The sequence below is a fragment of the Streptomyces sp. NPDC023723 genome (assembly GCF_040639815.1).
Taxonomy (GTDB): Bacteria; Actinomycetota; Actinomycetes; order Streptomycetales; family Streptomycetaceae; genus Streptomyces.
Genome location: NZ_JBFAAP010000026.1, coordinates 82,665 through 108,706, shown reverse-complemented (window position 1 = coordinate 108,706; position 26,042 = coordinate 82,665). Strand labels below are relative to the sequence as shown.

The following is a 26,042-nucleotide window of genomic DNA, read 5'->3' as shown; positions in this document are numbered from 1 at the left end:
GTAGGCGGTTGGTTGTGTTTCATAGTGTTTCGGTGGTCATAGCGTAGGGGAAACGCCCGGTTACATTTCGAACCCGGAAGCTAAGCCTTACAGCGTCGATGGTACTGCAGGGGGGACCCTGTGGGAGAGTAGGACGCCGCCGAACTCCTTTTAGAGCTCTGGCTCTTGGGCAGACCGCCCGAGGGCCAGAGCTTTTTTGCGTTGAGGTAAGGTCAGGGGGCATTGTTGGCTTATTTCAACCAGGAGGCCCCCGGGTGGAGGTCCAGGAGACCCGCGTCCAGACTGACCGGGTCCTCACCATCCCGAACATCCTCAGCATGGCCCGCCTCGTCGGCGTGCCCCTCTTCCTGTGGCTGATCCTCAGGCCCGAGTTCGGCGGCCCCAAGAGCGACGGCTGGGCACTGCTGGTGCTGGCGCTCAGCGGCGTCAGCGACTACCTGGACGGCAAGCTCGCCCGGCGCTGGAACCAGATCAGCAGCCTCGGCCGGCTGCTGGACCCCGCCGCGGACCGGCTCTACATCCTGTCCACGCTGGTCGGCCTGACCTGGCGGGAGATCCTCCCACTCTGGCTGACCGCGGTACTGCTCGCGCGTGAGCTGGTCCTGCTGGTCATGGTGGGCATCCTCAGGCGGCACGGCTATCCACCGCCGCAGGTGAACTTCCTGGGGAAGGCCGCGACGTTCAACCTGATGTACGCCTTCCCGTTGCTGCTGCTCAGTGACGGCAGCGGATGGATCTCGTCACTCGCTGCTATTTTCGGATGGGCGTTCGCCGGATGGGGTACAACCCTGTACTGGTGGGCAGGAGTCCTCTACATGGTTCAGGTCCGCCGCTTGGTCCGCGCGGACACCATGACCGATTGAACTCGCCCACTGTGCGGCCGTAGCGGCCCCGATGGCCCGCGCTGGAAAAGTGCGGGACAATCGAGGCGGGTGAAGTCGGTCAGACCGTCGTCTCTTAGAGGAGGACGCTTCCGACATGAAGGCCGTCGTGATGGCCGGAGGCGAAGGCACACGCCTTCGTCCCATGACCTCAAGCATGCCCAAGCCGCTCCTGCCGGTGGCCAACCGGCCGATCATGGAGCACGTTCTGCGGCTGCTCAAAAGGCATGGGCTCAACGAGACCGTCGTGACCGTGCAGTTCCTGGCCTCCCTGGTCAAGAACTACTTCGGTGACGGTGAAGAGCTCGGAATGGAGCTCACCTATGCCAATGAGGAGAAGCCACTCGGTACCGCCGGAAGCGTCAAGAACGCCGAAGAGGCGTTGAAGGACGATGCCTTCCTCGTCATCTCCGGCGATGCGCTGACCGACTTCGACCTCACCGAGCTGATCAATTTCCACAAGGAGAAGGGCGCGCTGGTCACCGTATGCCTGACGCGCGTACCCAATCCCCTTGAATTCGGTATCACCATCGTCGACGAGGACGGGAAGGTCGAACGCTTCCTGGAGAAGCCGACCTGGGGCCAGGTCTTCTCGGACACCGTGAACACCGGTATCTACGTCATGGAGCCCGAGGTCTTCGACTACGTCGAGGCCGATGTCTCCGTCGACTGGTCCGGCGATGTCTTCCCGCAGCTGATGAAGGAAGGCAAGCCGATCTACGGCTACATCGCCGAGGGGTACTGGGAGGACGTCGGCACCCACGAGAGCTATGTGAAGGCCCAGGCGGACGTCCTGGAGGGCAAGGTCGACGTCGACATCGACGGCTTCGAGCTCTCGCCCGGTGTGTGGGTGGCCGAGGGCGCGGAGGTACATCCGGACGCCGTGCTCCGGGGGCCGCTCTACGTCGGCGACTACGCCAAGGTCGAGGCCGGCGCCGAGATCCGGGAACACACCGTCATCGGCTCCAACGTCGTCGTCAAGAGCGGCGCCTTCCTGCACAAGGCCGTCGTGCACGACAACGTGTACGTCGGCCCGCACAGCAACCTGCGCGGCTGCGTCGTCGGCAAGAACACCGACATCATGCGCGCGGCGCGGATCGAGGACGGCGCGGTCATCGGCGACGAGTGCCTGGTCGGTGAGGAATCGATCGTCCAGGGCAACGTACGGGTGTACCCGTTCAAGACCGTCGAGGCCGGCGCGTTCGTCAACACCTCGGTGATCTGGGAGTCCCGGGGACAGGCGCACCTGTTCGGCGCCAGAGGGGTCTCCGGCATTCTGAACGTCGAGATCACTCCGGAACTGGCGGTGCGGCTGGCCGGTGCCTACGCGACGACCCTCAAGAAGGGGTCGACCGTCACCACGGCCCGCGACCACTCCCGAGGCGCCCGTGCGCTCAAGCGCGCGGTCATCTCAGCGTTGCAGGCCAGCGCCATCGACGTACGGGACCTGGAGAACGTACCGCTGCCGGTGGCACGGCAGCAGACCGCGCGGGGCAGTGCCGGCGGCATCATGATCCGCACCACGCCCGGGGTGCCGGACTCGGTCGACATCATGTTCTTCGACAGCCAGGGCGCCGACCTGTCGCAGGGCAGCCAGCGGAAGCTGGACCGGGTGTTCGCCAGGCAGGAGTACCGGCGGGCGTTCCCCGGCGAGATCGGCGACCTGCACTTCCCGTCCAGCGTGTTCGACTCGTACACCGGGTCGCTGCTGCGCAACGTCGACACGGCGGGGATCGCCGAGTCGGGGCTGAAGGTCGTGGTCGATGCCTCCAACGGCAGTGCCGGGCTCGTGCTGCCCAGTCTGCTCGGCAAGCTGGGGGTCGACTCGCTGACCATCAACCCCGGGCTCGACGAGTCCCGGCCGACCGAGTCGGCCGACATGCGCCGGTCCGGGCTGGTGCGGCTCGGGGAGATCGTGGCGTCCTCGCGGGCCGCGTTCGGGGTGCGGTTCGACCCGGTCGGGGAGCGGCTGTCGCTCGTCGACGAGAAGGGCCGGATCATCGAGGACGACCGGGCGCTGCTGGTACTGCTCGATCTGATCGCCGCCGAGCGGCGCAGCGGGCGGGTGGCGCTGCCGGTGACCACCACCCGGATCGCCGAGCAGGTAGCGGCGTACCACGGGACCCAGGTGGAGTGGACGACCACCTCTCCCGACGACCTGACCCGGGTCGGCGGCGAGGAGGGGACGATCTTCGGCGGTGACGGCAAGGGCGGTTTCATCGTCCCCGAGTTCAGCAGCGTCTACGACGGCACCGCGGCCTTCGTGCGGCTGATCGGGCTGGTGGCGCGCACGCAGCTCACGCTGAGCCAGATCGACGCCCGCATCCCGCGGGCGCACGTCCTCAGGCGCGATCTGGCGACCCCGTGGGCGGTCAAGGGGCTTGTCATGCGCCGCGTCGTGGAGGAGGCGGGAGACCGCTCCGTGGACACCACCGACGGGGTGCGGGTCGTGGAGGCCGACGGGCGCTGGGTCATGGTGCTGCCGGACCCGGCCGAGGCGGTCACCCACCTGTGGGCCGAGGGCCCCGACGACGCCTCCGCGCAGGCACTGCTCGACGAGTGGTCGGCGGTCGTGGACAGCGCCGGCCGGTAAGAACCGCGGTACGCCCCACCGGCGTGCCGGACAAGTGCCCCCAAGGGGGCCTGTCCGGCACGCCGGTGGGGCCGTTCGGAGGCAGGGGCGGCGGCGTGCGACGATGTGCGGCATGCCGCAGCAACCCCCCGTTCGGAGCACAGCCACGCGGCCCACACGTCCGGACGCGTCCATGTCGTTGCTCACCAACGTCATGGACCACAGCCTCGACGACGGTTACGCCGAGGCCGCGGCACGCAAGCGGGCCGCGGGCACCGGTGGCCTGCCCAAGACCCTGCGGGCCAAGCTGGGCCTGGCCGCCGGGCTGGTGCTGGCCGCCCTGGTGGTGACCGTCGGAGCCGCCCAGGCGCGCGTCGCGGCCCCGGCCGCCGCCAAGGAACGCGAGGAACTGATCGACCGCATCGACCAGGAGACCTCGGCGGCGGACGACCTGGAGGGCGACGTCGACGCACTGCGCGAGGACGTGAGCGCGCGCCAGCGCGAGGCGCTCCAGCACACCGGGGACGGCGACCGCGGCGAACTGGTCGGGGTGCTGTCCGGGGCCGTCGCCGTACACGGGCCCGGAGTGAAGCTCGTGGTGAACGACGCCAAGGACGCCTCCACGGGCGGCGACGGCACACCGCGCGGAACCTCCGGGTTCTCCGACACCGGCCGGGTGCGCGACCGGGACATGCAGCGGGTCGTCAACGGACTGTGGGCCTCGGGCGCCGAAGCCGTCTCCATCAACGGGCAGCGGCTGACCGCGCTCTCCGCGATCAGGGCCGCGGGCGACGCGATACTGGTCGACAACAGGCCGCTGGTGCCGCCCTACACGGTGCTCGCCGTGGGTGACGGGCAACAGCTCGGCAGCAGGTTCCAGAACAGCGCCGACGGGCTGTATCTGAACGCCCTGGAGGAGAACTACGGCATCCGGACCGGTATCTCCACTGAGGACGACCTCCGGCTGCCGGCCGCACCGAGTGTCATCGTACGAACCGCACAACCGAAAACCGAGAAGGGCACAACGTGATCGCCGTACTGGGCCTCGTCGTGGGAGTCGTGGCCGGCTTGCTGGTCCGGCCGGAGGTTCCGGCCGCCGTCGAGCCTTATCTGCCGATCGCCGTGGTCGCGGCGCTGGACGCCGTGTTCGGCGGGCTGCGGGCCATGCTCGACGGCATCTTCGACGACAAGGTCTTCGTGGTGTCGTTCCTGTCGAACGTGGTCGTGGCCGCGCTGATCGTCTTCCTGGGCGACAAGTTGGGCGTCGGCGCCCAGCTGTCCACCGGAGTCGTGGTCGTCCTCGGCATCCGGATCTTCTCCAACGCCGCGGCGATCCGCCGGCACGTGTTCCGGGCGTGAGACCGATGAGCGACAAGGACGAACGGGCGGAGCACCGGCTCCGCGCCGAACTGCCCGAAGAGGTCGCGCCGCTTCCCGCGCCGGCCCCGGGCCAGGGCCCGGCCGCGCGGCCGGAGCCCGGGACCACCGGACGCCAGCGGCTGGCGCAGGGGCTGTGGCCGCCGCGGGTAACCCGGGCCCAACTGATCGTCGCCCTGCTGCTGTTCGGGCTCGGCTTCGGCCTGGCCGTACAGGTGGCGTCCAACAGCGACGGGGACAGCGCGCTGCGGGGGGCCCGGCAGGAGGACCTGGTCCGCATCCTCGATGAACTCGATGACCGTACGCAACGTCTTCAGGACGAGAAGCAGGGCCTGGAGGCGCAGCGGGACGAGCTGGAGAACAGCTCCGACCAGGCCGAGGAGGCCCGTAAGCAGACGATCGAGAAGGAGCGGCAACTCGGCGTCCTGGCGGGCACGGTGGCCGCGCAGGGACCGGGGATCATGATGACGATCGCGGACCCGAAGGGATCGGTCGAGGCGGACATGCTGCTCGACGCGATCCAGGAACTGCGTGCCGCCGGCGCGGAGGCCATCCAGGTCAACGGCGTACGGGTGGTCGCCGGTACCTATCTGACGGACTCCGACGACGGCGTGAGCGTCGACGGGAACAAGATCGCCGCGCCGTATCGTTTCAAGGTCATCGGGAAGCCGCAGGACCTCGAGCCCGCGCTCAACATCCCTGGGGGAGTGGTGCAGACTCTGGAGAAGGAACAGGCCACCGCTACTGTTGAGCGGTCGAGCAAGATCGTCGTGGACGCCTTGCGAGCGGCGAAGCGGCCTGACTACGCTCGGTCGTCCTCCGAGTGAACCGGGGGCGCATGGGCGCTGTCCGGCGGGGGCATGAGCTTGCGGGGGGTCGGCGCACCGAATGGGTGGTGCGTGGTGGAAACTGTCTGGTGGAGACGGACGTTGTCAGGATGTCCGGGTCGGCCAGTACGTTCAGTCAGGGTTCGTCCTGCCCCACGGGCGGGTCTGTTTCGGTCAAGGGGAATCGCCCGTGAAGTTGTTTGCGAAGTTGTTCGGCAAGAGCGCGCGAGAGAGCGGCGAGAACGCGACCGCTCGCCATCGCGCGCAGCCCGACGCGGAGGGCGGGCGTCCGCTGTTCCGCGACCAGGTGGGTGGTCAGGGCGCGCCGTCTGTTGACCCTGCGCAGTCCGGCGGCATAGGTTTCGGGCAACCGTCGACCTCAAGTACGGGTTCAGGGTTCGACCCCGGTCCGTACGCGTCCAACGCCCCGGCGGGGCAGCCGCCGCAGGAGGATCCGTCCATGTCGGCCCTGGTGTGTACGAGGTGCGGTAACCGCAACGCGGAGAACAGCCGCTTCTGCTCCAACTGCGGCGCGCCGCTGCGGTCCGGGGCGCACGCGGAGCGTCCCTCGGAGACGACGTCCACGATCTCGATCTCCGGTCTCGAGGCGTACGACGCCGAGGTCACCGGGCAGACGCAGATGCCGACGCTGTCCCCGGAGGCGCAGGCCGCCGTGGAGGCGCTGCCGCTGGGTTCCGCGCTGCTGGTCGTGCGCCGGGGTCCGAACTCGGGCAGCCGGTTCCTGCTGGACGGCGAGCTGACCACGGCCGGACGGCACCCGCAGAGCGACATCTTCCTGGACGACGTCACGGTCTCCCGTCGGCACGTGGAGTTCCGCCGGCAGCCGGACGGGTCGTTCACGGTCGCCGACGTGGGCAGCCTGAACGGCACGTACGTCAACCGGGAGCGGATCGACGAGGTCGCTCTGTCCAACGGCGACGAGGTGCAGATCGGCAAGTACCGGCTGGTCTTCTACGCGAGCCAGCGGGGCTACTGAGCCGCCCCGGGCTCCGTCCGGGGAGATCCCCAGGGAAGGGCCATGCTGCAAACACCGAGCGGTGGTGCCGGCCACGGCACCGCCGCCGCGGACGGACTGCTGAGCATCGGCGCGGTGCTGAACGTGCTGCGTGACGAGTTCCCCGACATCACGATCTCGAAGATCCGATTCCTGGAGTCGGAGGGGCTCGTCGATCCGCGGCGGACCCCCGCCGGGTACCGCAAGTTCAGCGCCCGTGACGTCGAGCGTCTCGGGCATGTGCTGCGGATGCAGCGCGACCACTATCTGCCGCTCAAGGTGATCCGCGAGCACCTGGACGCCATGGAGCGCGGCGAGGCGGTGCCGCTGCCGACCGTGGGGCGGCAGCGGGAGGCCGGCGAGGCGCTGCCGGAGCCCGTCGCGGCGCCGACTGCGGCCCGGATCGGGCGGGCGGAGCTGCTCGCCGCGGTCGGCATAGAGGAGCGGCAGCTCGACGAGTGGGAGGCGTACGGCCTGATCGCCCCGCTGCCGGACGGGGCGTACGACGCGGAGGCGGCCACCGTGGCCACCCTCGTGGTGGAGCTGGGACGGTTCGGGATCGAGCCGCGGCACCTGAGGGTGATGAAGGCCGCCGCCGACCGGGAGGCCGGGCTGGTGGACCAGGTGGTGGCCCCGCTCAGGCGTCACCGGAACCCGCAGACCAGGGCGCACGCGGAGGCTCGTACCAAGGAGCTGGCGGGGCTCGCGGTGCGGCTGCACGCCGCTCTGGTGCAGACCGCCCTCGGGGTGCGGCTGCCGTGATGCGGAGCCCGGATCGGTCACCCGTTCCCGGCCCGACTACCCAAACGTCCCGGGCACGGCCTAGGGTTGCTGTGTGAACGAGCTCGATGTCGTAGGTGTCCGGGTCGAGATGCCCTCCAACCAACCGATCGTGCTGCTGCGTGAAGTGGGAGGAGACCGCTACCTTCCCATCTGGATCGGTCCCGGGGAGGCGACGGCGATCGCCTTCGCCCAGCAGGGCATGGCTCCCGCACGGCCGCTGACCCACGACCTGTTCAAGGACGTGCTGGAAGCCGTCGGCCAGGAGCTCACCGAGGTGCGCATCACCGACCTGCGGGAAGGTGTCTTCTACGCCGAGCTGGTCTTCGCCAGCGGGGTCGAGGTGAGCGCGCGGCCGTCCGACGCCATAGCGCTGGCGCTGCGCACCGGTACGCCGATCTTCGGCAGCGACACGGTGCTGGACGACGCCGGTATCGCGATCCCGGACGAGCAGGAGGACGAGGTGGAGAAGTTCCGCGAGTTCCTCGACCAGATCTCGCCGGAGGATTTCGGCAGCAGCAATCAGTGACGGCCGTCCGAAAAAGGACATTCGGCTAGCCCTTCCCCGCAAGGGGACACGGCAAACCACTCTTAGGGTGATTATCACTCGGCGTGCCGAGTGTGGCGATCGTTGACGCACCCTTGGTGACTGCCTACCTTCGAGGAGGCAGGTCAAGGACGGAGGTCGGCGTGAGAAGCAGCGGCGACGGTACGGTGGGACGTGCTCCCGCACGCGGTCTCGGAGCCGGTGCTCCGTACTCTCCCGAGGGTTCTCGGATTCGCCCGGGCGGGGGATACCCGCAGCCCGGTGGTACGGCCGACCACGCCCCGCGGCGACCTGCGGTGGTGCCGAGCGGCGGAGGGGCGGCGTCCATGGCGTCCGAGCAGATCGGCTACCGGGGGCCCACGGCCTGCGCGGCCGCCGGGATCACCTACCGGCAACTCGACTACTGGGCCCGTACCGGACTGGTCGAACCGAGCGTGCGGCCGGCCCACGGGTCCGGGACCCAGCGGCTGTACAGCTTCCGCGACGTGGTTGTACTGAAGATCGTCAAGCGGTTCCTCGACACCGGTGTGTCGCTCCAGAACATCCGGACCACCGTGCGGCATCTCAGGGAGAGCGGTTTTCGCGACCTGGAGCGGATGACGCTGATGAGCGACGGTGCCACCGTCTACGAGTGCACTTCGCCGGACGAGGTGCACGCCCTGCTCCAGGGCGGCCAGGGGATCTTCGGGATCGCCGTCGGGGTGGTGTGGCGGGACGTGGAGAGCGCCCTGTCGCAGTTGCACGGGGAGCGGGTCGACACCGGCGAGACCCTGGTCGGGAACAATCCGGCGGACGAACTGGCCCGGCGGCGCAACCGGGCGGTCTGAGCCCGTCCGAGCCCCCGCCGGGCCGGGCGTGCGGGCGCGTTGTCAGTGGCGTAGGGCAGCATCGGAGATGTGAGAACCGCGCCCACGATCCTGCATCTCGACATGGACGCCTTCTTCGCCTCGGTGGAGCAGGCGTCCAAGCCGAGCCTGCGCGGGAAGGCCGTGGTCGTGGGCGGGCTGGGGCCGCGCGGCGTGGTGGCCACGGCCTCGTACGAGGCCCGGGTCTTCGGTGTCCACTCGGCGATGCCCATGGCCCAGGCCCGGCGGCTCGCGCCCAACGCCGCCTGTCTGGTGCCGCGCTTCCAGCTCTACCGGTCGGTCAGCGAGCAGGTGATGGAGCTGCTGCGGGCGCTGTCCCCGCTGGTGGAGCCGCTCAGCCTGGACGAGGCGTTCGTGGACCTGGAGGCCGGCGGGACCGCCTGGGACGCGGAGTCGGCCCGGCTGACCGGCATCCGGCTGCGGGAGGACATCCGGGCCGTCACCGGACTGACGGGGTCGGTGGGGCTGGCCGCCTCCAAGATGCTCGCCAAGATCGCCTCCGAGGACGCCAAGCCGGACGGGCTGGTGCTGATCGAGCCGGGCACCGAGCGCCGGCTGCTCGCGCCGCTGTCGGTGCGGATCCTGCCCGGAGTGGGACCGGCGACCGGTGACCACCTGCGGCGGGCCGGGATGACCACGGTCGGCGAGCTCGCCGAGGCGGGCGAGGACGAGCTGGTCCGGCTGCTGGGCAAGGCGCACGGACACGCGCTGTACGCGATGGCGCTGGCGCACGACGAGCGGCCCGTGGTGGCCGAGCGGGAGACCAAGTCGGTGTCGGTGGAGGACACCTACGACGTCGACATCCACGACCGGACGCGGGTCGGTCTCGAGGTGCGGCGGCTGGCCGGCCGGTGTGTGGCGCGGCTGCGCGGGGCCGGGCTGTCCGGGCGCACCATCGTGCTGAAGGTACGGCGGTACGACTTCTCCACCCTGACCCGGTCCGAGACGCTGCGCGGGCCCACGGACGACCCGGCGGTGGTCGCGGAGGCGGCCGCGCGGCTCCTGGACGCCGTGGACACCACCGGCGGGGTGCGGCTGCTCGGCGTGGGGGTCACCGGGCTCGCCGACTACACGCAGGAGGACCTGTTCGCGCAGGCGGCGGGGGAGCGGGCGGCGGAGGAGGCGGAGCCGGCGGGGTCCACCGGGCTTTCGGGGGCGGCGGAGGGGGGCGGCCGGGCCGCGTCCGCCGAGCCGGAGATCCCGCCCGCCGAGCGGCGCTGGCCCTCGGGGCACGACGTACGGCACGCCGTGTACGGGCACGGGTGGGTGCAGGGCAGTGGTCTGGGGCGGGTCACGGTGCGGTTCGAGACGCCGTTGTCGACCAGGCCGGGGCGGGTGCGGACGTTCCGCACCGACGACCCGGAACTGGAGCCGGCGGATCCGCTGCCGCTGGTGGAACGAAGACCCGGGGACACCGTGGCCGGACCGGTCGAGCCGGTGGACGGGGCGGGGTGACCGCGCGGCCACTGTGCGGGCGGTGCGGGGACAGCCGCGCGGTGCGGTTCGGGTGAGGTGGGGCGGGCGGAGGCGGGGCGGGCGGAGGCGTGAGGTGCCGGTCACGCGTGGGACGAGTGGGGCGGGGTGCAGCCGCCGGGTGGGGGTGGCGAGGCTCGGGGCCCGGTGACGGGGGAACGGGCAAGAGCGGCTTTTCCGCGGGGCGTGGGACGCGCGGGAGGCTGCTCGGGGGTGCTGAACCCGTACTCGCCTCAGGTCGGCTCCTCCTGGCCCGCCAGGCGGCCGAAGTCGTGGTCGGGGAGCGAGGGCGGGGCGGCGAGGTCGAGACCGTAGTGGTGGTAGAGCTGGAGTTCCTGTTCCGGGGAGAGGTGGCGGCCGACGCCGAAGTCGGGGGCCTCCTTGATCAGCGCGCGGTCGAAGGGCACCCGCAGCGTGCCGTCGACCAGTTCGCTGGGCTCCAGGGGGACGAAGGCGTCCCGGCTGAACAGGCCGGTGCGTATGGCCGCCCATTCGGGTATGCCGGTGGCGTCGTCGAGGTAGACCTCGTCGACGGTGCCGATCCTCGTGCCGTCGCGGTCGAACGCCTTGCGGCCGATCAGGTTGCGGGGATCGATGTCGGTACGCACGGGCCCTCCAGGTGGTCGCCAACCATCCGGTACATCATCCGTAAGCACTACAAAAGAGCACATTTGGCTGTGCGGCCACTCGAAAGACCGTGCGTGGGGGTCGCTGGTACGCTGGCAAACGGCTGCTGACCCCGTGCGGGAGAGTCCTCCGGTTACACCGGAGGCGCCGAAGGAGCAACTCCTCCCCGGAATCTCTCAGGCTCACGTACCGCACGGACGAGGTCACTCTGGAAAGCAGGGCGGGTGTCGACGGCTTCCGCTCTCACCGACGGTGAAAGCCGGGACGGCCCGACAGGATCCCGGTGAAGCTCTCAGGTCGAGATGACAGAGGGGGAGGCCGTCCGGGCACCCGCGCCATGGTGCCCCTCGCAGGTCGCGTCAGACCAGGAGGCCTCCGCAATGACCGCCCATCCCACGCCGCGCACCCCGCTCGCCGAGCTCGAACAGGGCATTCCGTTCGAGCAGCGCCACATCGGCCCCGACCAGGAAGCCCGGGCCAAGATGCTGGCCCAGGTCGGGTACGGCTCGCTCGACGAGCTGACCGCCGCCGCCGTGCCCGAGGTGATCAGGAACGCCGGCGCGCTGGACCTGCCCCGGGGGCGCACGGAGGCCGAGGTGCTGGCCGAGCTGCGCTCGCTCGCCGACCGCAACCAGGTGCTCGACTCGATGATCGGGCTCGGCTACTACGGCACCTTCACGCCGCCCGTCATCCTGCGCAACGTCATGGAGAACCCCGCCTGGTACACCGCGTACACGCCGTACCAGCCGGAGATCTCGCAGGGCCGCCTGGAGGCGCTGCTCAACTTCCAGACGACGGTGGCCGAGCTGACCGGTCTGCCCACCTCCGGGGCCTCGCTGCTGGACGAGGGCACGGCGGCCGCCGAGGCGATGGCGCTGTCGCGGCGGATGGGGAAGAACAAGAAGGGCCTGTTCCTGGTCGACGCGGACGCGCTGCCGCAGACCATCGCCGTGATCCGGACCCGGGCGGAGCCGACCGGGGTCGAGGTGGTCGTCGCCGACCTCGGCGACGGCATCCCGGCCGAGGTCGCCGAGCGGGAGATCAACGGGGTCCTGCTCCAGTACCCGGGCGCCTCCGGTGCCGTACGCGACCTCAAGCCGGTCATCGACCGGGCGCACGAGCTGGGCGCGCTGGTCACCGTCGCCGCCGACCTGCTGGCGCTGACCCTGCTGAAGTCGCCCGGTGAGCTGGGCGCCGACATCGCGGTGGGCAGCACGCAGCGGTTCGGGGTGCCGATGGGGTTCGGCGGGCCGCACGCCGGCTACATGGCCGTCCAGGAGAAGATGGCGCGCAGCCTGCCCGGGCGGCTGGTGGGCGTCTCGGTGGACGCCGACGGAAACCGGGCCTACCGGCTGGCGCTCCAGACGCGTGAGCAGCACATCCGCCGGGAGAAGGCCACCAGCAACATCTGCACCGCGCAGGTGCTGCTCGCCGTGATGGCCGGGATGTACGCCGTCTACCACGGGCCGGACGGGCTGCGCGGCATCGCCCGGCGCACCCACCGGTACGCCGCGATCCTCGCCGCGGGCCTCGCGGCCGGCGGGATCGAGGTCGTGCACGGCGACTACTTCGACACGGTCACCGCGCGGGTGCCCGGGCGGGCCGCCGAGGTCGTCGCCGCGGCCCGGCAGAACGGTGTCAACCTGCGGCTCGTCGACGCCGACCAGGTCTCGATGGCCTGCGACGAGACCACCACGCGGGCCCAGGTGGGCGGGGTGTGGAACGCGTTCGGGGTCGAGGGCGACATCGAGGCGCTGGACGCGGCGACCGCGGACGCGCTGCCGGCCGGACTGCTGCGCACCGACGAGTTCCTCACCCACCCGGTCTTCCACCAGCACCGCTCCGAGACCGCCATGCTGCGCTACCTGCGCCGCCTGGCCGACCGGGACTACGCGCTGGACCGCGGCATGATCCCGCTGGGCTCCTGCACCATGAAGCTCAACGCGACCACCGAGATGGAGCCGGTGACCTGGCCCGAGTTCGGGCAGCTGCACCCCTTCGCCCCGGCCGAGCAGGCACAGGGCTATCTGACGCTCATCCGGGAGCTGGAGGAGCGGCTGGCCGAGGTCACCGGGTACGACAACGTCTCGCTCCAGCCCAACGCCGGGTCGCAGGGCGAGCTGGCCGGACTGCTCGCCGTACGCGGGTACCACCGGGCCAACGGGGACGAGCAGCGGACGGTGTGCCTGATTCCGTCGTCCGCGCACGGGACCAACGCCGCCAGCGCCGTGATGGCCGGGATGAGGGTCGTCGTCGTCAAGACCGCCGAGGACGGCGAGGTCGACGTCGAGGACCTGCGGGCCAGGATCGAGCAGTACCGCGACGAGCTGGCGGTGCTGATGATCACCTACCCGTCCACGCACGGCGTGTTCGAGGCGCACGTCACCGACATCTGCGCGGCCGTGCACGAGGCGGGCGGCCAGGTGTACGTGGACGGCGCCAACCTCAACGCCCTGGTGGGGCTCGCCGAGCCGGGGCACTTCGGCGGCGACGTCTCCCACCTCAACCTGCACAAGACGTTCTGCATCCCGCACGGCGGCGGCGGTCCCGGCGTCGGCCCGGTCGCCGTACGGTCGCACCTCGCGCCGTACCTGCCCAACCACCCGCTCCAGCCCGCGGCCGGCCCGCAGACGGGCGTGGGCCCGGTCTCGGCGGCTCCCTGGGGCTCGGCGGGCATTCTGCCCATCTCCTGGGCGTACGTGCGTCTGATGGGCGGTGAGGGGCTGAAGCGGGCCACGCAGGTGGCGGTGCTCTCCGCCAACTACGTCGCCAAGCGCCTGGAGCCGCACTACCCGGTGCTGTACACGGGTCCGGGCGGGCTGGTCGCGCACGAGTGCGTCATCGACCTGCGGCCGCTGACCAAGGCGACCGGCGTGAGCGTCGACGACGTCGCCAAGCGGCTGATCGACTACGGCTTCCACGCGCCGACGATGTCGTTCCCGGTGGCCGGGACGCTGATGATCGAGCCGACCGAGTCCGAGGACCTGACCGAACTGGACCGGTTCTGCGACGCGATGATCGCCATCCGCGCGGAGATCGAGAAGGTCGGCTCGGGCGAGTGGTCCGCCGCCGACAACCCGCTGCGGAACGCGCCGCACACCGCCGCCGCGCTCGGCGCGGAGTGGGCGCACGGGTACACCCGCGAGGAGGCGGTCTTCCCGGCCGGGGTGTCGGCGGCCGACAAGTACTGGCCGCCGGTGCGCCGTATCGACCAGGCCTTCGGGGACCGGAACCTGGTCTGCTCCTGCCCGCCGCTGGACGCGTACGAGGACTGAGCACGAGATGCGAAGGGGCCCCGCCGAACGGCGGGGCCCCTTCGCGTTGCCGTCACGCGGTGGCGAGGGCCACCTCGGTGGACTTGACCAGCGCGACGACCGGCAGGCCGGGGGCCAGGGCCAGGTCGTCGGCGGCGTCCCGGGTGATGGCGGCGGTCAGTTCGGCGCCCTCGACGGAGATCTTCACAGCGGCCATCGCGTCGCCGGCGGTGAGCGCGGTGACCGTACCGGGCAGCCGGTTGCGCAGGGACAGGCCCGTGACGGAGGCGGTGGCCAGGGACACCTCCGTCGACTTCACCAGGGCCCGGACGGCCGAGCCCGGGGCGAGCGCGAGGTCGTCGGCGGCCTCCCGGGTGATCGCCGCGGTGAGGTCCTGGCCGTCGGCCAGACGGATCCGGACCGTTGCCATCGCCTCGCCGGGGGTGACGGCGGTGACGGTGCCGGGGAGCTGGTTGCGGATGCTCAGGCTCATGGATGCCTCGCTGAGGTCGGACGGGCGGGAGGGTGAGTCCACAGTAGTCCGATATGCCCGTTAAGCGGGCTGATTCGAGGCTTCGCGTCGGGTAAAAGGTTCGCGGATTGATCCGAATGTTTCGAGATGCCGGGACGGCTGGGCTTCCGTGAGCAAAGATTCGTGGTGCACAGGGGGTTGCCACCGTTTGTGCGCTGTCTCTAGGGTGCGGCAACAGCGCAGCTTTCTGGATTTTCTCCGAAACTTTCGTACCCAAGGAGCGCATCATGGGCGACCCGGCACTGTCCCGCCGCGGCTTCCTGGCGGCCTCGGCCGCGGCCGGTCTGGGCATGACGGCACTGAGCGGCTGCGGCGGTGACTCGGACGAAGGGTCGTCCGGGACCACCACCATCGAGTGGTGGAACATCTCCACCACCCAGCCGACCAAGGACGTCTGGGCGGCCCTCGCCAAGAAGTTCGAGGCGCGGAACCCCCAGGTGAAGATAAAGATCGTCCAGCTGGAGAACGACGCCTACAAGTCGAAGATGACGGCGCTGATCGCCTCCGGCAAGCTCCCGGACATCTTCCACACCTGGGGCGGCGGGGTCCTCAAGCAACAGGTCGACGCGGGCCTCGTCGAGGACCTCACCGACCGCACCAGGGAGTGGGCCGACGGCATGCTCCCGGTCGCCAAGGAGCCGTACCTGATCGACGACAAGCTCTACGGCATCCCGTTCGACAGCGGCATGGTCGGCTTCTGGTACAACAAGGCGCTCTTCAAGAAGGCCGGCGTCAGCGCTCCGCCCACCACTTGGAACGGCTTCCTGGCCGCCGTCCGCGCGCTGAAGTCGGAGAACATCGTGCCGCTCGCCCTGGCCGGCAAGGAGAAGTGGCCCGGCATGTACTACTGGGCCTACCTGGCGATGCGGGTCGGCGGCGCGGCGGCCGTGCAGCAGGCCGCCGACGACCAGGACTTTACCGGGGAAGCGTTCGTGCGGGCCGGGCAGCTGCTGAAGGAACTGGCCGATCTCCAGCCGTTCCAGAAGGGCTTCCTCGGCGCCGCCTACTCCGCGCCGAACGGGCAGGCCGCCGCCGTCGGCAACGGCAAGGCCGCGATGGAACTGATGGGCCAGTGGGCCCCGGTGGTGCAGGCCGACTCGGGCAAGGGGCTCGGGGACGACCTCGGCTTCTTCCCGTTCCCGGCGGTCGAGGGCGGCAAGGGCGCCCTCACCGAGGTGTTCGGCGGGGCCAACGGCCACGCCCTGCGGCGCGATGCCCCGCAGGCCGCCGTGGACTTCCTGAAGTTCTTCGCCTCCGAGGCCACCGACCGGGAACTGGTCACCAAGACCGGTGTGCTGCCGGTGGTCCCGGCCGCCGAGAGCGCCCTGACCGACGTCAACCTGACGGCCGTACAGAAGCAGCTGAAGGCGGCCACCGGCTTCCAGCTCTATCTCGACCAGGCCTACGCGCCCGCCGTCGGCCAGGAGGTCAACGACAGTGTCGCCGCGCTCATCGCCGGCTCCAAGTCGCCCGAGCAGGTCACCGAGTCGATCACCAAGGTCGCGAAGGAAGAGCGGTAACCGCCGATGACCTCCACGTTCCTGCCGGACAAGCGGACCGGCCCCGGCGGCGGCCCGCCGCCCCCGCCGGCCGCCGCGGCCCGGGGGCGGTCCCGGCGCCGGATCACCCACTGGCTCACCGCGGTCGGCTTCCAAGTGCCCGCCCTGGTGCTGTTCCTCGTCCTGGTCGTGCTGCCGATCCTGTTCGCGCTGTACGCCGCCTTCTTCCGGTGGGGCGGCTTCGGCATGCCCTCGGACTACATCGGCACCGAGAACTTCACCCGGCTCTTCGACGACCCGGTCTTCCTCGGCGACCTGTGGCGCTGTCTGGTGCTGGTGGTGCTGTCGCTGGTGCTGCAACTGCCGTTCGCGCTGGCCATGGCGGTCCTGCTGAACCAGCGGATGCGCGGCCGGGCGGTCTACCGGATGCTGTTCTTCGCGCCGTACGTGCTCTCCGAGGCGATCACCGGGGTGCTGTTCGGCATGATCTTCGCGCCGGACGACGGGCTCGCCGACCGGGCGCTGGGCGGCGTCGGCCTGGACGGGCTGGGCGGGGAGTGGTTCGCCGACCCGTCGATGGTGATGGCGACTCTCTTCCTCGTCATGACCTGGAAGTACTTCGGTTTCCACATGATGCTCTACCTGGCCGGACTCCAGTCCATCCCGAAGGAGTTGACCGAGGCCGCGCTCATCGACGGCGCGAACGCCTGGCAGCGCTTTCGCAACGTCACCCTGCCGCTGCTGGCGCCCACCCTGCGGATCAGCGTGTTCCTGTCCGTGATCGGCGCCATCCAGCTGTTCGACCTGGTGTGGGTGGTCACCCAGGGCGGCCCCGACCACCACTCCGAGACCATGGCCGTCACCATGTTCCAGTTCGGGTTCAAGCGCTACCAGGTCGGCTACGCCAGCGCGATCAGCGTCGTCATGTTCGGCATCAGCCTCGTCTTCGCCCTCGCCTACCAGCGGTTCGTGCTGCGGCGCGACCTCCAGGGGGCCACCACGACCATGAGGGGAGACGGCAAGTGAGCACCACGTCCCGCAAGTCCCGCGGGCGGACCCTGCCGCTGCACATCGTCCTGACCGTCGTCGGCGCCGTCATGGCCGTACCGCTGCTGTACGCCGTGCTGTCCGGTTTCAAGTCCAGCGATCAGCTCTCCGACAATCCGGTGGGGCTGCCGAGTCCGTGGCAGGTCTCCAACTACACCGGCATCCTCGGCTCGGGCTCCTTCTGGCGGCTGGTCGGCAACAGCACGCTGATCGCGGTGGCGACCACCGTGATCGTGGTCGCGGTCTCCGCGCTCGCCGCGTTCTCCTTCGCGCGGTTCGCGTTCCGCGGCCGGGAGGCGCTGTTCACGCTGTTCACGATGGGGCTGATGTTCCCCTTCGCGGTGGCGGCGCTGCCGCTGTTCCTGCTGCTGCGCTCGATGGGGCTGCTGGACAACCCGCTCGGTGTGATCCTCCCGCAGGCCGCCTTCGGACTGCCGATGACCATCATCATCCTGCGTGGCTTCTTCCGGGAGATTCCCGGTGAGCTGGAGGAGGCGGCCACCCTGGACGGCTGCGGGCCGTTCGGTTTCTTCTGGCGGGTGCTGCTGCCGATGGCCCGGCCGGCCCTCGGCACGGTGTCGGTGCTGGCCGTGGTGACCAGCTGGAACAACTTCTTCCTGCCGCTGCTGGTGTTCACCGACTCGACCTGGTGGACCATCCCGATCGGGGTCCAGCAGTTCCAGGGCCAGTACTCCGCCGACACCGCCCGGGTCTTCGCCTACCTGGTGCTGGCGATGGTGCCGGCCCTCGCCTTCTACTCGGTGGCCGAGCGGCAGTTGGTCGGCGGGCTCGCGGCGGGTGCCACGAAGGGCTGACGCCGGTGCCGGTCAGGCGGCCGTCATCACCTGGCCGGCGCCGAGCGGGCGGTGCGGGGCGATGATCCGGCCGTCCGGCAGGAGCTCACCGGTGTCCTCGAAGAAGAGGACGCCGTTGCACAGCAGGCTCCAGCCCTGCTCCGGGTGGTGCGCCACGAGACGGGCGGATTCCCGGTCGGCGGAATGGGCTGACGGACACGGTGGCTGGTGCTGGCACATGGCAGGGTTCTCTCGCTCCGCAGTGAAGTGGATGGGGTGCGTGCTGTTCGGGTGTGCTGTCGGCGCTGTCCCGCGGTGTGAAACGTGGTTCATGGCCGTCCCCCGTTGGCTATGTCGGTCCGGACCCAGTGTTGCCCCATGGGCGTCGATCCGCAGGTATTTCGCGGCACCGTCTCTCACAGGTTGAGGACGCGTCACCCGCCCGGACGGTTCAGTCCAACTCCGCTGTCCGCTCGGACGATTCGCCGGGGCCCGAAGGGGCTGGTCCGGTCGGGTGCCGGACCCGGGTGAAACGGGATGAGTGAATGCCTGCTCCTATGAGCGCACGCGACCCCGCCGCCCGTTTTCTTCGGCGGCGGGGTCGCGTGGGGGCGGGCGGGAGATCAGGCGGGGGAGCGGAGCAGCGGGGTCGGGGTGGCGCGGTGGGTCAGGACCGGGAGCAGGTCCGCGACCCGGTGCGGCCGGTGCGCCGCGATGCCGGGCGGGGCCGGGGCCAGCGGCACCAGCAGGTCGGCGGCGTCCGGGTGGCCGGCGGCGGCGTCGGCGGTGTGGTCGCCGTGCAGCCACAGGGCGAGCATGTACAGGCCGGGCACGGACAGCAGCCGCGGCTGGAACGGCTGCGGCATCGCCTCGGCGTGGCGCAGCGCGCGCTGGGTCGCGGTGACGTAGGGGCCCTCGAAGAACCGGGAGAAGGCCCAGCCGTCCGGGGTCAGCATGGTGTCCGCGGCGGCCACCACCCGGTCCCCGCCGTTGACGAGGAAGCGCCACCCGGCGAGCCGGACGGCCGGTACTCCCTCGGGCGTGACGTGGTCCAGGACGTGCAGCGGCAGCGGCAGTTCGGGGGTGACCGGGCCCCGGGCGCCGAGCAGCGACGGGGTGCGGGCCTCGCGGACCGCGGTGGGCGAGGAGAGTGCGGTGAGGACGGTGCGCAGGGCGGGCGCGGGAGCCGGGGGGACATGCAGCGGCATGGTGGGTCGCCTCTCAATCACAGGCACGGTGGCGCGAGGGCGGGGCAGGGCGGCGTGGGGCCGGGCGGACGACGCTGTCAGCTCACAGGGGCAGAGAGGCGAGGCCGGGTCCGAGAGCCGGATGCGGGGGTGAGGGCTGCCGTACGTCGCCTCGGCAGCATCTCTCGACCGTAGGCGCCAGCTCTCTGCCGTGTCCGCGAAGTTTATACGACACGTGTTCAGACTGTGTTTCGGCTAGCGGTTTCCGGCAAGACGAACCAGACCGCATTCGGTCGGCGATATGCGGAGGGATATCCTGATTCCGAAGGGGGTGGACGCCCATGACCTCGGGAAATACCCGGGAAGCGGTCGGCCTATTGTCGTCGGGCTTTTCCACGAGTTGCCCGGGGCCTGCTCGGGGCCGAAACTGTGTGCGCGCCATGCCCAGTGAATGTGCCCCCGGTCACATCGCTCCAGCGTAGCGGCTCGCGGGTCGGCGCGGGGACGTTATCGATCGCTTGGGCTGGGCATCATCCAACCTGACCGGCACCCATCGGCGGCCGGCGGCCGGCCCGCTATCCGAGGAGGACGCTTTCTATGGGGGAGAAGGTCGCGGCAGGCCAGGTGGACCTGTCCGATCGCCAGCGCTACCGGGACAAGCTCCGCCGTTGCCTGACGGGCCTGGAGCGGCTCCTGGCGGAGCAGCGGTTCGACCGTCCGAAGAACCTGATGGGGCTGGAGATCGAACTGAATCTCGTCGGCGGCGACGGGATGCCGAAAATGCTGAACGGCCAGGTCCTCGAACGCATCGCGAGCCGTGACTTCCAAACAGAACTCGCCATGTTCAACCTGGAAGTCAACATAGCCCCACACCGGCTGGAGGGCCGGGTATTCGACCGGCTCGCCGAGGAAATCCGGACCTCCTTGGCATATGCCGACCGAAAGGCCGGGGAGCTGGACGCCGGAATCGCGATGATCGGCATTCTGCCGACCCTGGACCGGGACGACCTGGTCTCCTCCAACCTCTCCGACGTGGACCGCTACGCCCTGCTCAACGACCAGATCGTGGCCGCCCGCGGTGAGGACTTCCACCTGGAGATCGACGGCGTCGAACGCCTCAGCTGCACCTCGAAGTCCATCGCCCCCGAGGCCGCCTGCACCTCGGTGCAACTGCACCTCCAGGTCACCCCCGAGCGGTTCGCCGGGGTGTGGAACGCCGCGCAGGCGGTCACCGCCGCGCAGATCGCGGTCGGCGCCAACGCGCCCTTCCTGTTCGGCCGCGAGCTGTGGCGCGAGTCCCGCCCGCCGCTGTTCCAGCAGTCCACCGACACCCGGCCGCCCGAGCTCCAGGCCCAGGGAGTACGGCCGCGCACCTGGTTCGGGGAGCGGTGGGTGACCTCGGCGTACGACCTGTTCGAGGAGAACCTGCGCTACTACCCGGCCCTGCTGCCGATCTGCGACGACGAGGACCCCCTCGCCGTGCTGGACGCGGGCGGCGCGCCGTCGCTGGCCGAACTGGTCCTGCACAACGGCACCGTCTACCGCTGGAACCGCCCCGTCTACGGCGTCGCCGACGGCGTACCGCACCTGCGGGTGGAGAACCGCGTGCTGCCCGCGGGCCCCACCGTCACCGACGTCATCGCCAACACGGCGTTCTACTACGGCGTCGTCCGCGCCCTCGCCGACGAGGCGCGGCCGGTGTGGACGCGGCTGCCGTTCGAGGCCGCCGCCGCCAACTTCGACGCCGCCTGCCGGTACGGCATCGACGCCCGCTTCACCTGGCCCCGGCGCGGCCGGCTCGGCGGCACCACCGAGGTCGACGCCGCCGCCCTGGTCCGCGACGAGCTGCTGCCGCTGGCCGAGGCGGGACTCGAGGCATGGGGCATCGAACCCGCCGACCGCGACTTCTATCTCGGCGTGATCGACGAGCGGTGCCGGCGCCGGGTCAACGGCGCCACCTGGCAGGCGGCCACCTTCCACCGGGCGCTGGAGGCGGGCATGAGCCGGGAGGCGGCGCTGGCCGCGACGACCCGGCGGTACGTCGAGCTGATGCACAAGGGGGACCCGGTCCACCTGTGGCCGGTGGGCCGGCCGTAGCCGCGCGGTGCCCGCGCCGTAGCCGCGCGCGACCGGTTCGCGCGGCCACCCGCACCGCGCTGACGTCCGTCTTCTTCGTTGGTCCGCCCCCGCCGACGTCTGTCTCCTTCGTTCGTCCGCCCTCGCTGACGTCCGTCTCCTCCGTTCACCCGCCCCCGCCGACGTCCGCCGCATACTGATCGGGCAAGCTGTGACGTCCGGTGGAGGCAGGTGTGCATGGCGGAGGCGGGCCCGGTGGTCGATTCCATCCCTCAGGAAGGGCTCTCACGACGGGGGCTGCGCGACGAGACGCTGCTCGTGCTGGCCCTCTCGCTGGGCGCCAGCGGGGTATCCGCCCTGATCAGCTTCATCGGTTCGGTCACCCGGCCGGGCGGACTGAAGGACCAGGCGGCCACCCTCAACGCCTCGGCCGCGCCCGGCCGCCCCTGGCTGGACCTCGCCTGGCAGCTCTTCGGCATCGCCACCGCGCTGGTGCCGGTCGCCCTCGTCGCCCATCTGCTGCTGCGTGAGGGACGGAGCCTGCGGGTGCTGGGCTTCGACCGCACCCGGCCGGGGCCCGACCTGCTGCGCGGGGCGGTGATCGCGGCCGTCATCGGCAGCAGCGGCATCGCCTTCTACCTGGCCGCCCGGGGCCTCGGCTTCAACCTCACGGTGGTGCCCGAGGCGCTGCCCGAGGTGTGGTGGAAGTACCCGGTGCTGATCCTCTCCGCCGTGCAGAACTCGGTCCTGGAGGAGGTCATCGTCGTCGGTTACCTGCTGCGCAGGCTCGACCAGCTGGGCTGGACGCCGCGGGCGTCGCTGGTGGCCAGCTCCGTGCTGCGCGGCTCGTACCACCTGTACCAGGGCATCGGCGGCTTCATCGGCAACATGGTGATGGGCGTGGTGTTCGCGTATCTCTACCGGCGGTGGGGCCGGGTGGGCCCGCTGGTGGTGGCGCACTCGCTGCTCGACATCGGCGCCTTCGTGGGCTACGCGCTGCTGGCCGGGAAGGTGAGCTGGCTGCCGACGGCGTAGCGGCGCGACGGCGGGCGGGGGAGCGGGGGTGCAGGGGCGCGAGGGTGCGGGTGAGCCGGGGTGCGGAGTGTGTCCCGCACCCCCGCTCCGGTGTCACCAGGCCAGCAGCTCGCCCTCGATCACCGTCACCGCGCGCCCGCTCAGCAGGGTGCGCTCGCCGCGCGGTTCGACCCGGACCAGACCGGAGCGCGGTGACGCCTGGAGCCCGGTGAGGGCGGGGCGGCCCAGCCGTTCGCACCAGTAGGGGGCGAGCGCCGTGTGGGCGCTGCCGGTGACCGGGTCCTCGTCGATGCCGATGTTCGGGAAGAAGCAGCGGGAGACGAAGTCGTAGCCGCGCGCCGGGTCGTCGGCCCGGGCGGTGGCGATGACGCCCCGCTCGGAGTGGGCGGCCAGCGCCTTGTGGTCCGGCGTCAGCTCGCGGACGGTCTTCTCGTCGGCGACCTCGACCAGCAGGTCACCGACGTTCGGGCCGGTGTCGAGGACCGCGCGGCATTCGGTGCCGAGGGCCGCGGCCAGCTTCTCGGGGGCCTCGACCGGGGTCAGCGGCGCGGTCGGGAAGTCCAGGGTGATCGAGCCGTCGGCGTCGGGGGTGGCCACCAGGACACCGCTGCGGGTGGCGAACCGGACCGGCCCCTGGTGGGCGCCGCTGGTGTGCAGGACGTGGGCGGTGGCGAGGGTGGCGTGGCCGCACAGGGCGACCTCGGTGGCCGGCGTGAACCAGCGCAGCGCCCAGTCGGCCGCGCCGCCCTCGGGCAGGCGGTGGGCGAAGGCCGTCTCGGCGTGGTTGACCTCCAGGGCGACCTTCTGGAGCAGGTCGTCGTCCGGGAAGGCGTCCAGCAGCAGGACCCCGGCGGGGTTGCCCGCGAAGGGCCGGTCGGTGAAGGCGTCGACGATTCGGATGCGCATGCCCTGACGCTAAAGGGCTCGGGGACGCCCGGGCCAAGGCCAATTCGCGACCACTGGACCGGCTGCCGAGCAAGCGGATGGGCCGGGGGTTGCCAAGCGAACGGTTCCGATATATCGTTGACGCATCGCGACAGATCAACGATGGAATGGAGTGATTGCGATGCGTACCCACGGACACGAGCGTGGACACGGTGGACGGGGCCAGGACGGCCCCTTCGGACGCGGCGGCTTCGAAGGACGCCGGGCGGCCTTCGGCCCCTTCGGGCCGGGTGGTCCCGGCGGCCGTGGCGGCCCCGGTGGCGGCCCCGGACCGTTCGGGCCGGGCTTCGGTCCCGGGCCCTGGGGCGGCCGGGGGCGGGGCGGCCCGCGCGGCAGGGCCCGGCGCGGCGACGTACGCGCGTCGATCCTGGCCCTGCTCAAGGACCGGCCGATGCACGGCTACGAGATGATCCAGGAGATCGCCGAGCGCAGCGGCGGGGCGTGGAAGCCCAGCCCCGGCTCGGTGTACCCCACCCTCCAGCTGCTGGAGGACGAGGGGCTGATCGCCAGTGAGAGCGAGGGCGGCAAGAAGCTGTTCGCCCTCACCGAGTCCGGCCGCACCGCCGCCGAGGAGGGCCCCGAGGCCCCCTGGGAAGAGGCGTCGCGCGGGGTCGACTGGGAGGCGTTGAACGACATCCGGCAGGCCGGCTTCGGCCTGATGGAAGCGTTCGGCCAGGTCTGGAAGACCGGCAGCAAGGAGCAGCGGGAGAAGGCGCTCGCCGTCATCAACGAGTCTCGCAAGAAGCTGTACCGGATCCTCGCCGACGAGGACTGACGGCCGGCCCCGGCCCCCGGACCGAGAAGGCGCCCCGTGGAGCGATCCGCGGGGCGCCTTCGCGTGCGGGCGCCCTGCGGCGTGATCTCATCCGTGAGGAGGAGATCGCGGCCGTCGGCGTCCACTCTGCGTGGGACGCCGAAATGCTCCCCTCCGGGGATGACCCGGTCCTATGGGGACTGATGGGGTGGGGTGGTGCAACCCCGTATCCCCCGGCAGTCGGCCGGTGAGCAAGACGCCCGGCGGCCGGACGGCGCCGACCACGACGACCGGCTCAGCCCCGAACTGGCGTCGGTGGTCTCCGGCGCGCGCCGCAGGGCGGTCCGGGACGGGGACCGGCAGATCGACACCGCCCACCTGCTGCACTCGCTCCTGGAGTCCGACCCCGAGGTGTGCGCCGTGCTGGGCGACGGCCCGCAGCTGGCCCGGCTGCTCGGCTACCTGGTGCAGCGCAGCATCGGCTATGGCCTGCGCTGGCAGGGCACCGTCGAGGACTCCGGTGCCGTGCCCGCGGTCAGGGAGACCGCGGGTCTCTCCCCCTCGGCCGCCACCGCGATCGACCGGGCGGGCGGGCGTGCGGTGCGGCGCGGGGCCGTTCTGGCCGGCGGGGTGGATCTCCTGGCCGCGCTCGTCACGGATCCGGGGGCGCGGGCCGTCGAAGTGCTGGGGCGGGCGGGTGTCGATGCGGAGGCGGTGCTGGCCCGGGTGGGCGGGTGGGTGGAACCGAGGTCTTGATCCCGGTCGGTGTCCGTGGTGTGCGGTCCGTGGTACGTGGTGCGTGGTGGGCGGGCTTCGGTGTTCGGGCGATGTCCGGTGTTCGGTATTTGATGGCGAGACAGGTGTGAACGGGGTGACGGTCATGTCTTCGCCTGTCATCATGGGCCGGTGCAGACGACTGACAGCGCGCTTGGCCGCGGGGGAAAGAGTGCCGCGCTCGGCATCGCGCTCGGGTCCGCCCTCGCCTTCGGCGGCTCCGGGGTCGCGGCCAAGCCGCTGATCGAGGCGGGCCTCGACCCGCTGCACGTGGTGTGGCTGCGGGTGGCCGGCGCCGCCCTGGTGATGCTGCCGCTCGCCGTGCGGCACCGCGCGCTGGTGCGCCGCCGGCCCGGTCTGCTCGCCGGGTACGGTCTGTTCGCCGTGGCCGGTGTCCAGGCCTGCTACTTCGCGGCGCTCTCCCGTATCCCCGTCGGCGTGGCCCTGCTGGTCGAGTACCTGGCACCGGCCCTCGTGCTGGGCTGGGTGCGGTTCGTGCAGCGGCGGCCGGTGACCCGGGCCGCCGCGCTCGGGGTGGTCCTCGCGGTCGGCGGCCTCGCCTGTGTGGTGGAGGTCTGGGCGGGGCTGGGCTTCGACGCGCTGGGTCTGCTGCTCGCGCTCGGTGCGGCCTGCTGCCAGGTCGGCTACTTCGTCCTGTCCGACCGGGGCAGCGACGCCGGCGACGACACCCCCGACCCGCTCGGTGTGATCGCCTACGGGCTGCTCGTCGGGGCGGCCGTGCTCACCGTCGTCGCCCGTCCCTGGGGCATGGAGTGGCGGGTGCTCGCGCACGACGTGCCGGTCGACGGTACGCCGGTCGCCGCCGTGCTGCTGCTGGCCTGGATCGTGCTGATCGCCACGGTGCTGGCGTACGTCACCGGCATCGTCTCCGTACGCCGGCTGTCGCCGCAGGTCGCGGGGGTCGTGGCCTGTCTGGAGGCGGTGATCGCGACCGTACTGGCCTGGGTGCTGCTCGGCGAACACCTGTCCGCGCCGCAGATCGCCGGGGGCGCGGTGGTGCTGGTGGGGGCCTTCATCGCCCAGGCGTCGACACCCGTCGCGGGAGCGGCCGAGCCGGTGGCGTCCGGAGGTCCGGAAAGGGAACTGTCCCGCCGCCTGAGGCGGGCCCACCGGTGAGTCGCCCGGCGCGTCGCAGTCGGGCCGGGCGGTGGGCGGTGTC

At 71.1% G+C, this 26,042-nt stretch carries 24 protein-coding genes, 1 rRNA gene and 1 riboswitch; of the genes, 20 read left to right on the top strand and 5 right to left on the bottom strand.

The features are described from left to right. Nucleotides 1-28 precede the first annotated feature (28 nt). From rrf to AB0G32_RS25025, 11 genes are all read left to right on the top strand, one after another. Nucleotides 29-145, top strand: a 5S ribosomal RNA gene (gene rrf, locus AB0G32_RS25075). 109 nt (nucleotides 146-254) lie between these two features. Then, nucleotides 255-863: a CDP-alcohol phosphatidyltransferase family protein gene (locus AB0G32_RS25070; RefSeq protein ID WP_361167361.1), complete on the top strand. Its 609-nt coding sequence runs from the start codon at nucleotides 255-257 to the stop codon at nucleotides 861-863. 115 nt (nucleotides 864-978) lie between these two features. Further along, complete coding sequence (locus AB0G32_RS25065; protein ID WP_361167359.1) at nucleotides 979-3,474, top strand: mannose-1-phosphate guanyltransferase; 2,496 nt, start codon at nucleotides 979-981, stop codon at nucleotides 3,472-3,474. A 172-nt stretch (nucleotides 3,475-3,646) separates the two neighbouring features. Further along, nucleotides 3,647-4,483 carry a DUF881 domain-containing protein gene (locus AB0G32_RS25060; RefSeq protein ID WP_361167356.1) on the top strand — a complete coding sequence of 279 codons (837 nt, stop codon included), beginning with the start codon at nucleotides 3,647-3,649 and terminating at the stop codon, nucleotides 4,481-4,483. Further along, the gene (locus AB0G32_RS25055; protein WP_003977440.1) at nucleotides 4,480-4,812 is read left to right on the top strand and encodes a small basic family protein; all 333 of its coding nucleotides are present in this window, start codon (nucleotides 4,480-4,482) and stop codon (nucleotides 4,810-4,812) included. The genes AB0G32_RS25060 and AB0G32_RS25055 overlap by 4 nt, the downstream gene beginning before the upstream one ends. A 5-nt stretch (nucleotides 4,813-4,817) precedes the next feature. Beyond that, on the top strand, nucleotides 4,818-5,657 hold the full coding sequence (locus tag AB0G32_RS25050; RefSeq protein ID WP_361167353.1) for a DUF881 domain-containing protein: 840 nt from the start codon (nucleotides 4,818-4,820) through the stop codon (nucleotides 5,655-5,657). 61 nt (nucleotides 5,658-5,718) lie between these two features. Then, nucleotides 5,719-6,654: an FHA domain-containing protein gene (locus tag AB0G32_RS25045; RefSeq protein ID WP_361167349.1), complete on the top strand. Its 936-nt coding sequence runs from the start codon at nucleotides 5,719-5,721 to the stop codon at nucleotides 6,652-6,654. 42 nt (nucleotides 6,655-6,696) lie between these two features. After that, nucleotides 6,697-7,434 carry a MerR family transcriptional regulator gene (locus AB0G32_RS25040; protein ID WP_361167346.1) on the top strand — a complete coding sequence of 246 codons (738 nt, stop codon included), beginning with the start codon at nucleotides 6,697-6,699 and terminating at the stop codon, nucleotides 7,432-7,434. 73 nt (nucleotides 7,435-7,507) lie between these two features. Next, nucleotides 7,508-7,981: a bifunctional nuclease family protein gene (locus AB0G32_RS25035; RefSeq protein ID WP_188183535.1), complete on the top strand. Its 474-nt coding sequence runs from the start codon at nucleotides 7,508-7,510 to the stop codon at nucleotides 7,979-7,981. A 161-nt stretch (nucleotides 7,982-8,142) separates the two neighbouring features. After that, complete coding sequence (locus tag AB0G32_RS25030; RefSeq protein ID WP_361167343.1) at nucleotides 8,143-8,826, top strand: MerR family transcriptional regulator; 684 nt, start codon at nucleotides 8,143-8,145, stop codon at nucleotides 8,824-8,826. 69 nt (nucleotides 8,827-8,895) lie between these two features. After that, entirely contained in the window at nucleotides 8,896-10,320 is a 1,425-nt protein-coding gene (locus tag AB0G32_RS25025; protein WP_361167340.1) for a DNA polymerase IV, read from the top strand. Nucleotides 10,321-10,571: 251 nt separating this feature from the next. Here AB0G32_RS25025 and AB0G32_RS25020 read toward each other — a convergent pair whose 3' ends face one another. Further along, nucleotides 10,572-10,946, bottom strand: coding sequence for a PRC-barrel domain-containing protein (locus AB0G32_RS25020; protein WP_361167337.1), 375 nt, complete (start codon nucleotides 10,944-10,946; stop codon nucleotides 10,572-10,574). A gap of 126 nt (nucleotides 10,947-11,072) precedes the next feature. Beyond that, nucleotides 11,073-11,167: riboswitch (glycine riboswitch) on the top strand. Nucleotides 11,168-11,345: 178 nt separating this feature from the next. Here AB0G32_RS25020 and gcvP point away from each other — a divergent pair. Further along, nucleotides 11,346-14,240 carry an aminomethyl-transferring glycine dehydrogenase gene (gene gcvP, locus AB0G32_RS25015; RefSeq protein ID WP_361167334.1) on the top strand — a complete coding sequence of 965 codons (2,895 nt, stop codon included), beginning with the start codon at nucleotides 11,346-11,348 and terminating at the stop codon, nucleotides 14,238-14,240. A 52-nt stretch (nucleotides 14,241-14,292) separates the two neighbouring features. Here the strand turns inward: gcvP and AB0G32_RS25010 are convergent, their stop codons facing one another. Then, nucleotides 14,293-14,712 (bottom strand): TOBE domain-containing protein, encoded by a 420-nt coding sequence (locus AB0G32_RS25010; RefSeq protein WP_361167331.1) that lies wholly within the window; start codon nucleotides 14,710-14,712, stop codon nucleotides 14,293-14,295. A gap of 266 nt (nucleotides 14,713-14,978) precedes the next feature. On the opposite strand from AB0G32_RS25010, the gene AB0G32_RS25005 reads away from it, so the two are divergent. The 3 genes from AB0G32_RS25005 to AB0G32_RS24995 all read left to right on the top strand — a co-directional run bounded on the left by AB0G32_RS25005 (nucleotide 14,979) and on the right by AB0G32_RS24995 (nucleotide 18,112). Further along, complete coding sequence (locus tag AB0G32_RS25005; protein WP_361167328.1) at nucleotides 14,979-16,271, top strand: extracellular solute-binding protein; 1,293 nt, start codon at nucleotides 14,979-14,981, stop codon at nucleotides 16,269-16,271. 6 nt (nucleotides 16,272-16,277) lie between these two features. Further along, on the top strand, nucleotides 16,278-17,276 hold the full coding sequence (locus AB0G32_RS25000; RefSeq protein WP_361167325.1) for a sugar ABC transporter permease: 999 nt from the start codon (nucleotides 16,278-16,280) through the stop codon (nucleotides 17,274-17,276). 71 nt (nucleotides 17,277-17,347) lie between these two features. Then, nucleotides 17,348-18,112 (top strand): carbohydrate ABC transporter permease, encoded by a 765-nt coding sequence (locus AB0G32_RS24995; RefSeq protein ID WP_361167376.1) that lies wholly within the window; start codon nucleotides 17,348-17,350, stop codon nucleotides 18,110-18,112. A gap of 12 nt (nucleotides 18,113-18,124) precedes the next feature. Here the strand turns inward: AB0G32_RS24995 and AB0G32_RS24990 are convergent, their stop codons facing one another. Both AB0G32_RS24990 and AB0G32_RS24985 read right to left on the bottom strand, forming a co-directional pair. Continuing rightward, nucleotides 18,125-18,331 (bottom strand): DUF5999 family protein, encoded by a 207-nt coding sequence (locus tag AB0G32_RS24990; RefSeq protein WP_361167322.1) that lies wholly within the window; start codon nucleotides 18,329-18,331, stop codon nucleotides 18,125-18,127. Nucleotides 18,332-18,714: 383 nt separating this feature from the next. Next, nucleotides 18,715-19,299, bottom strand: coding sequence for a hypothetical protein (locus AB0G32_RS24985; protein WP_361167319.1), 585 nt, complete (start codon nucleotides 19,297-19,299; stop codon nucleotides 18,715-18,717). A gap of 576 nt (nucleotides 19,300-19,875) precedes the next feature. Between AB0G32_RS24985 and AB0G32_RS24980 the strand changes: the two genes are divergently transcribed. Both AB0G32_RS24980 and AB0G32_RS24975 read left to right on the top strand, forming a co-directional pair. Beyond that, on the top strand, nucleotides 19,876-21,375 hold the full coding sequence (locus tag AB0G32_RS24980) for a glutamate--cysteine ligase (RefSeq protein WP_361167316.1): 1,500 nt from the start codon (nucleotides 19,876-19,878) through the stop codon (nucleotides 21,373-21,375). 216 nt (nucleotides 21,376-21,591) lie between these two features. After that, nucleotides 21,592-22,389: a type II CAAX endopeptidase family protein gene (locus tag AB0G32_RS24975; protein ID WP_361167313.1), complete on the top strand. Its 798-nt coding sequence runs from the start codon at nucleotides 21,592-21,594 to the stop codon at nucleotides 22,387-22,389. Between the two features lie 93 nt (nucleotides 22,390-22,482). Here AB0G32_RS24975 and AB0G32_RS24970 read toward each other — a convergent pair whose 3' ends face one another. Then, nucleotides 22,483-23,295 (bottom strand): PhzF family phenazine biosynthesis protein, encoded by an 813-nt coding sequence (locus AB0G32_RS24970; protein ID WP_361167310.1) that lies wholly within the window; start codon nucleotides 23,293-23,295, stop codon nucleotides 22,483-22,485. Nucleotides 23,296-23,455: 160 nt separating this feature from the next. Here AB0G32_RS24970 and AB0G32_RS24965 point away from each other — a divergent pair, with 160 nt between their 5' ends. The 3 genes from AB0G32_RS24965 to AB0G32_RS24955 all read left to right on the top strand — a co-directional run bounded on the left by AB0G32_RS24965 (nucleotide 23,456) and on the right by AB0G32_RS24955 (nucleotide 25,999). After that, complete coding sequence (locus AB0G32_RS24965) at nucleotides 23,456-24,109, top strand: PadR family transcriptional regulator (protein WP_361167307.1); 654 nt, start codon at nucleotides 23,456-23,458, stop codon at nucleotides 24,107-24,109. A gap of 195 nt (nucleotides 24,110-24,304) precedes the next feature. Next, nucleotides 24,305-24,844 carry a Clp protease N-terminal domain-containing protein gene (locus tag AB0G32_RS24960; RefSeq protein WP_361167304.1) on the top strand — a complete coding sequence of 180 codons (540 nt, stop codon included), beginning with the start codon at nucleotides 24,305-24,307 and terminating at the stop codon, nucleotides 24,842-24,844. 150 nt (nucleotides 24,845-24,994) lie between these two features. Beyond that, a complete protein-coding gene (locus AB0G32_RS24955; protein WP_361167302.1) occupies nucleotides 24,995-25,999 on the top strand; it encodes an EamA family transporter in 1,005 nt (334 codons plus the stop codon). Nucleotides 26,000-26,042 lie beyond the last annotated feature (43 nt).

What these genes read in the sequence shown, in the direction of transcription:
- gcvP (WP_361167334.1), top strand. Translation starts at nt 11,346, where the DNA reads ATGACCGCCCATCCCACGCCGCGCACCCCGCTCGCCGAGCTCGAACAG.
- AB0G32_RS24980 (WP_361167316.1), top strand. Translation starts at nt 19,876, where the DNA reads ATGGGGGAGAAGGTCGCGGCAGGCCAGGTGGACCTGTCCGATCGCCAG.
- AB0G32_RS25005 (WP_361167328.1), top strand. Translation starts at nt 14,979, where the DNA reads ATGGGCGACCCGGCACTGTCCCGCCGCGGCTTCCTGGCGGCCTCGGCC.
- AB0G32_RS25065 (WP_361167359.1), top strand. Translation starts at nt 979, where the DNA reads ATGAAGGCCGTCGTGATGGCCGGAGGCGAAGGCACACGCCTTCGTCCC.
- AB0G32_RS25050 (WP_361167353.1), top strand. Translation starts at nt 4,818, where the DNA reads ATGAGCGACAAGGACGAACGGGCGGAGCACCGGCTCCGCGCCGAACTG.
- AB0G32_RS24990 (WP_361167322.1), bottom strand. Translation starts at nt 18,331, where the DNA reads ATGTGCCAGCACCAGCCACCGTGTCCGTCAGCCCATTCCGCCGACCGG.
- AB0G32_RS25045 (WP_361167349.1), top strand. Translation starts at nt 5,719, where the DNA reads ATGGGTGGTGCGTGGTGGAAACTGTCTGGTGGAGACGGACGTTGTCAG.
- AB0G32_RS24985 (WP_361167319.1), bottom strand. Translation starts at nt 19,299, where the DNA reads ATGCCGCTGCATGTCCCCCCGGCTCCCGCGCCCGCCCTGCGCACCGTC.
- AB0G32_RS25010 (WP_361167331.1), bottom strand. Translation starts at nt 14,712, where the DNA reads ATGAGCCTGAGCATCCGCAACCAGCTCCCCGGCACCGTCACCGCCGTC.
- AB0G32_RS24965 (WP_361167307.1), top strand. Translation starts at nt 23,456, where the DNA reads ATGCGTACCCACGGACACGAGCGTGGACACGGTGGACGGGGCCAGGAC.
- AB0G32_RS24975 (WP_361167313.1), top strand. Translation starts at nt 21,592, where the DNA reads ATGGCGGAGGCGGGCCCGGTGGTCGATTCCATCCCTCAGGAAGGGCTC.
- AB0G32_RS25040 (WP_361167346.1), top strand. Translation starts at nt 6,697, where the DNA reads ATGCTGCAAACACCGAGCGGTGGTGCCGGCCACGGCACCGCCGCCGCG.
- AB0G32_RS24995 (WP_361167376.1), top strand. Translation starts at nt 17,348, where the DNA reads ATGGCCGTACCGCTGCTGTACGCCGTGCTGTCCGGTTTCAAGTCCAGC.
- AB0G32_RS25060 (WP_361167356.1), top strand. Translation starts at nt 3,647, where the DNA reads ATGTCGTTGCTCACCAACGTCATGGACCACAGCCTCGACGACGGTTAC.
- AB0G32_RS24970 (WP_361167310.1), bottom strand. Translation starts at nt 23,295, where the DNA reads ATGCGCATCCGAATCGTCGACGCCTTCACCGACCGGCCCTTCGCGGGC.
- AB0G32_RS25000 (WP_361167325.1), top strand. Translation starts at nt 16,278, where the DNA reads ATGACCTCCACGTTCCTGCCGGACAAGCGGACCGGCCCCGGCGGCGGC.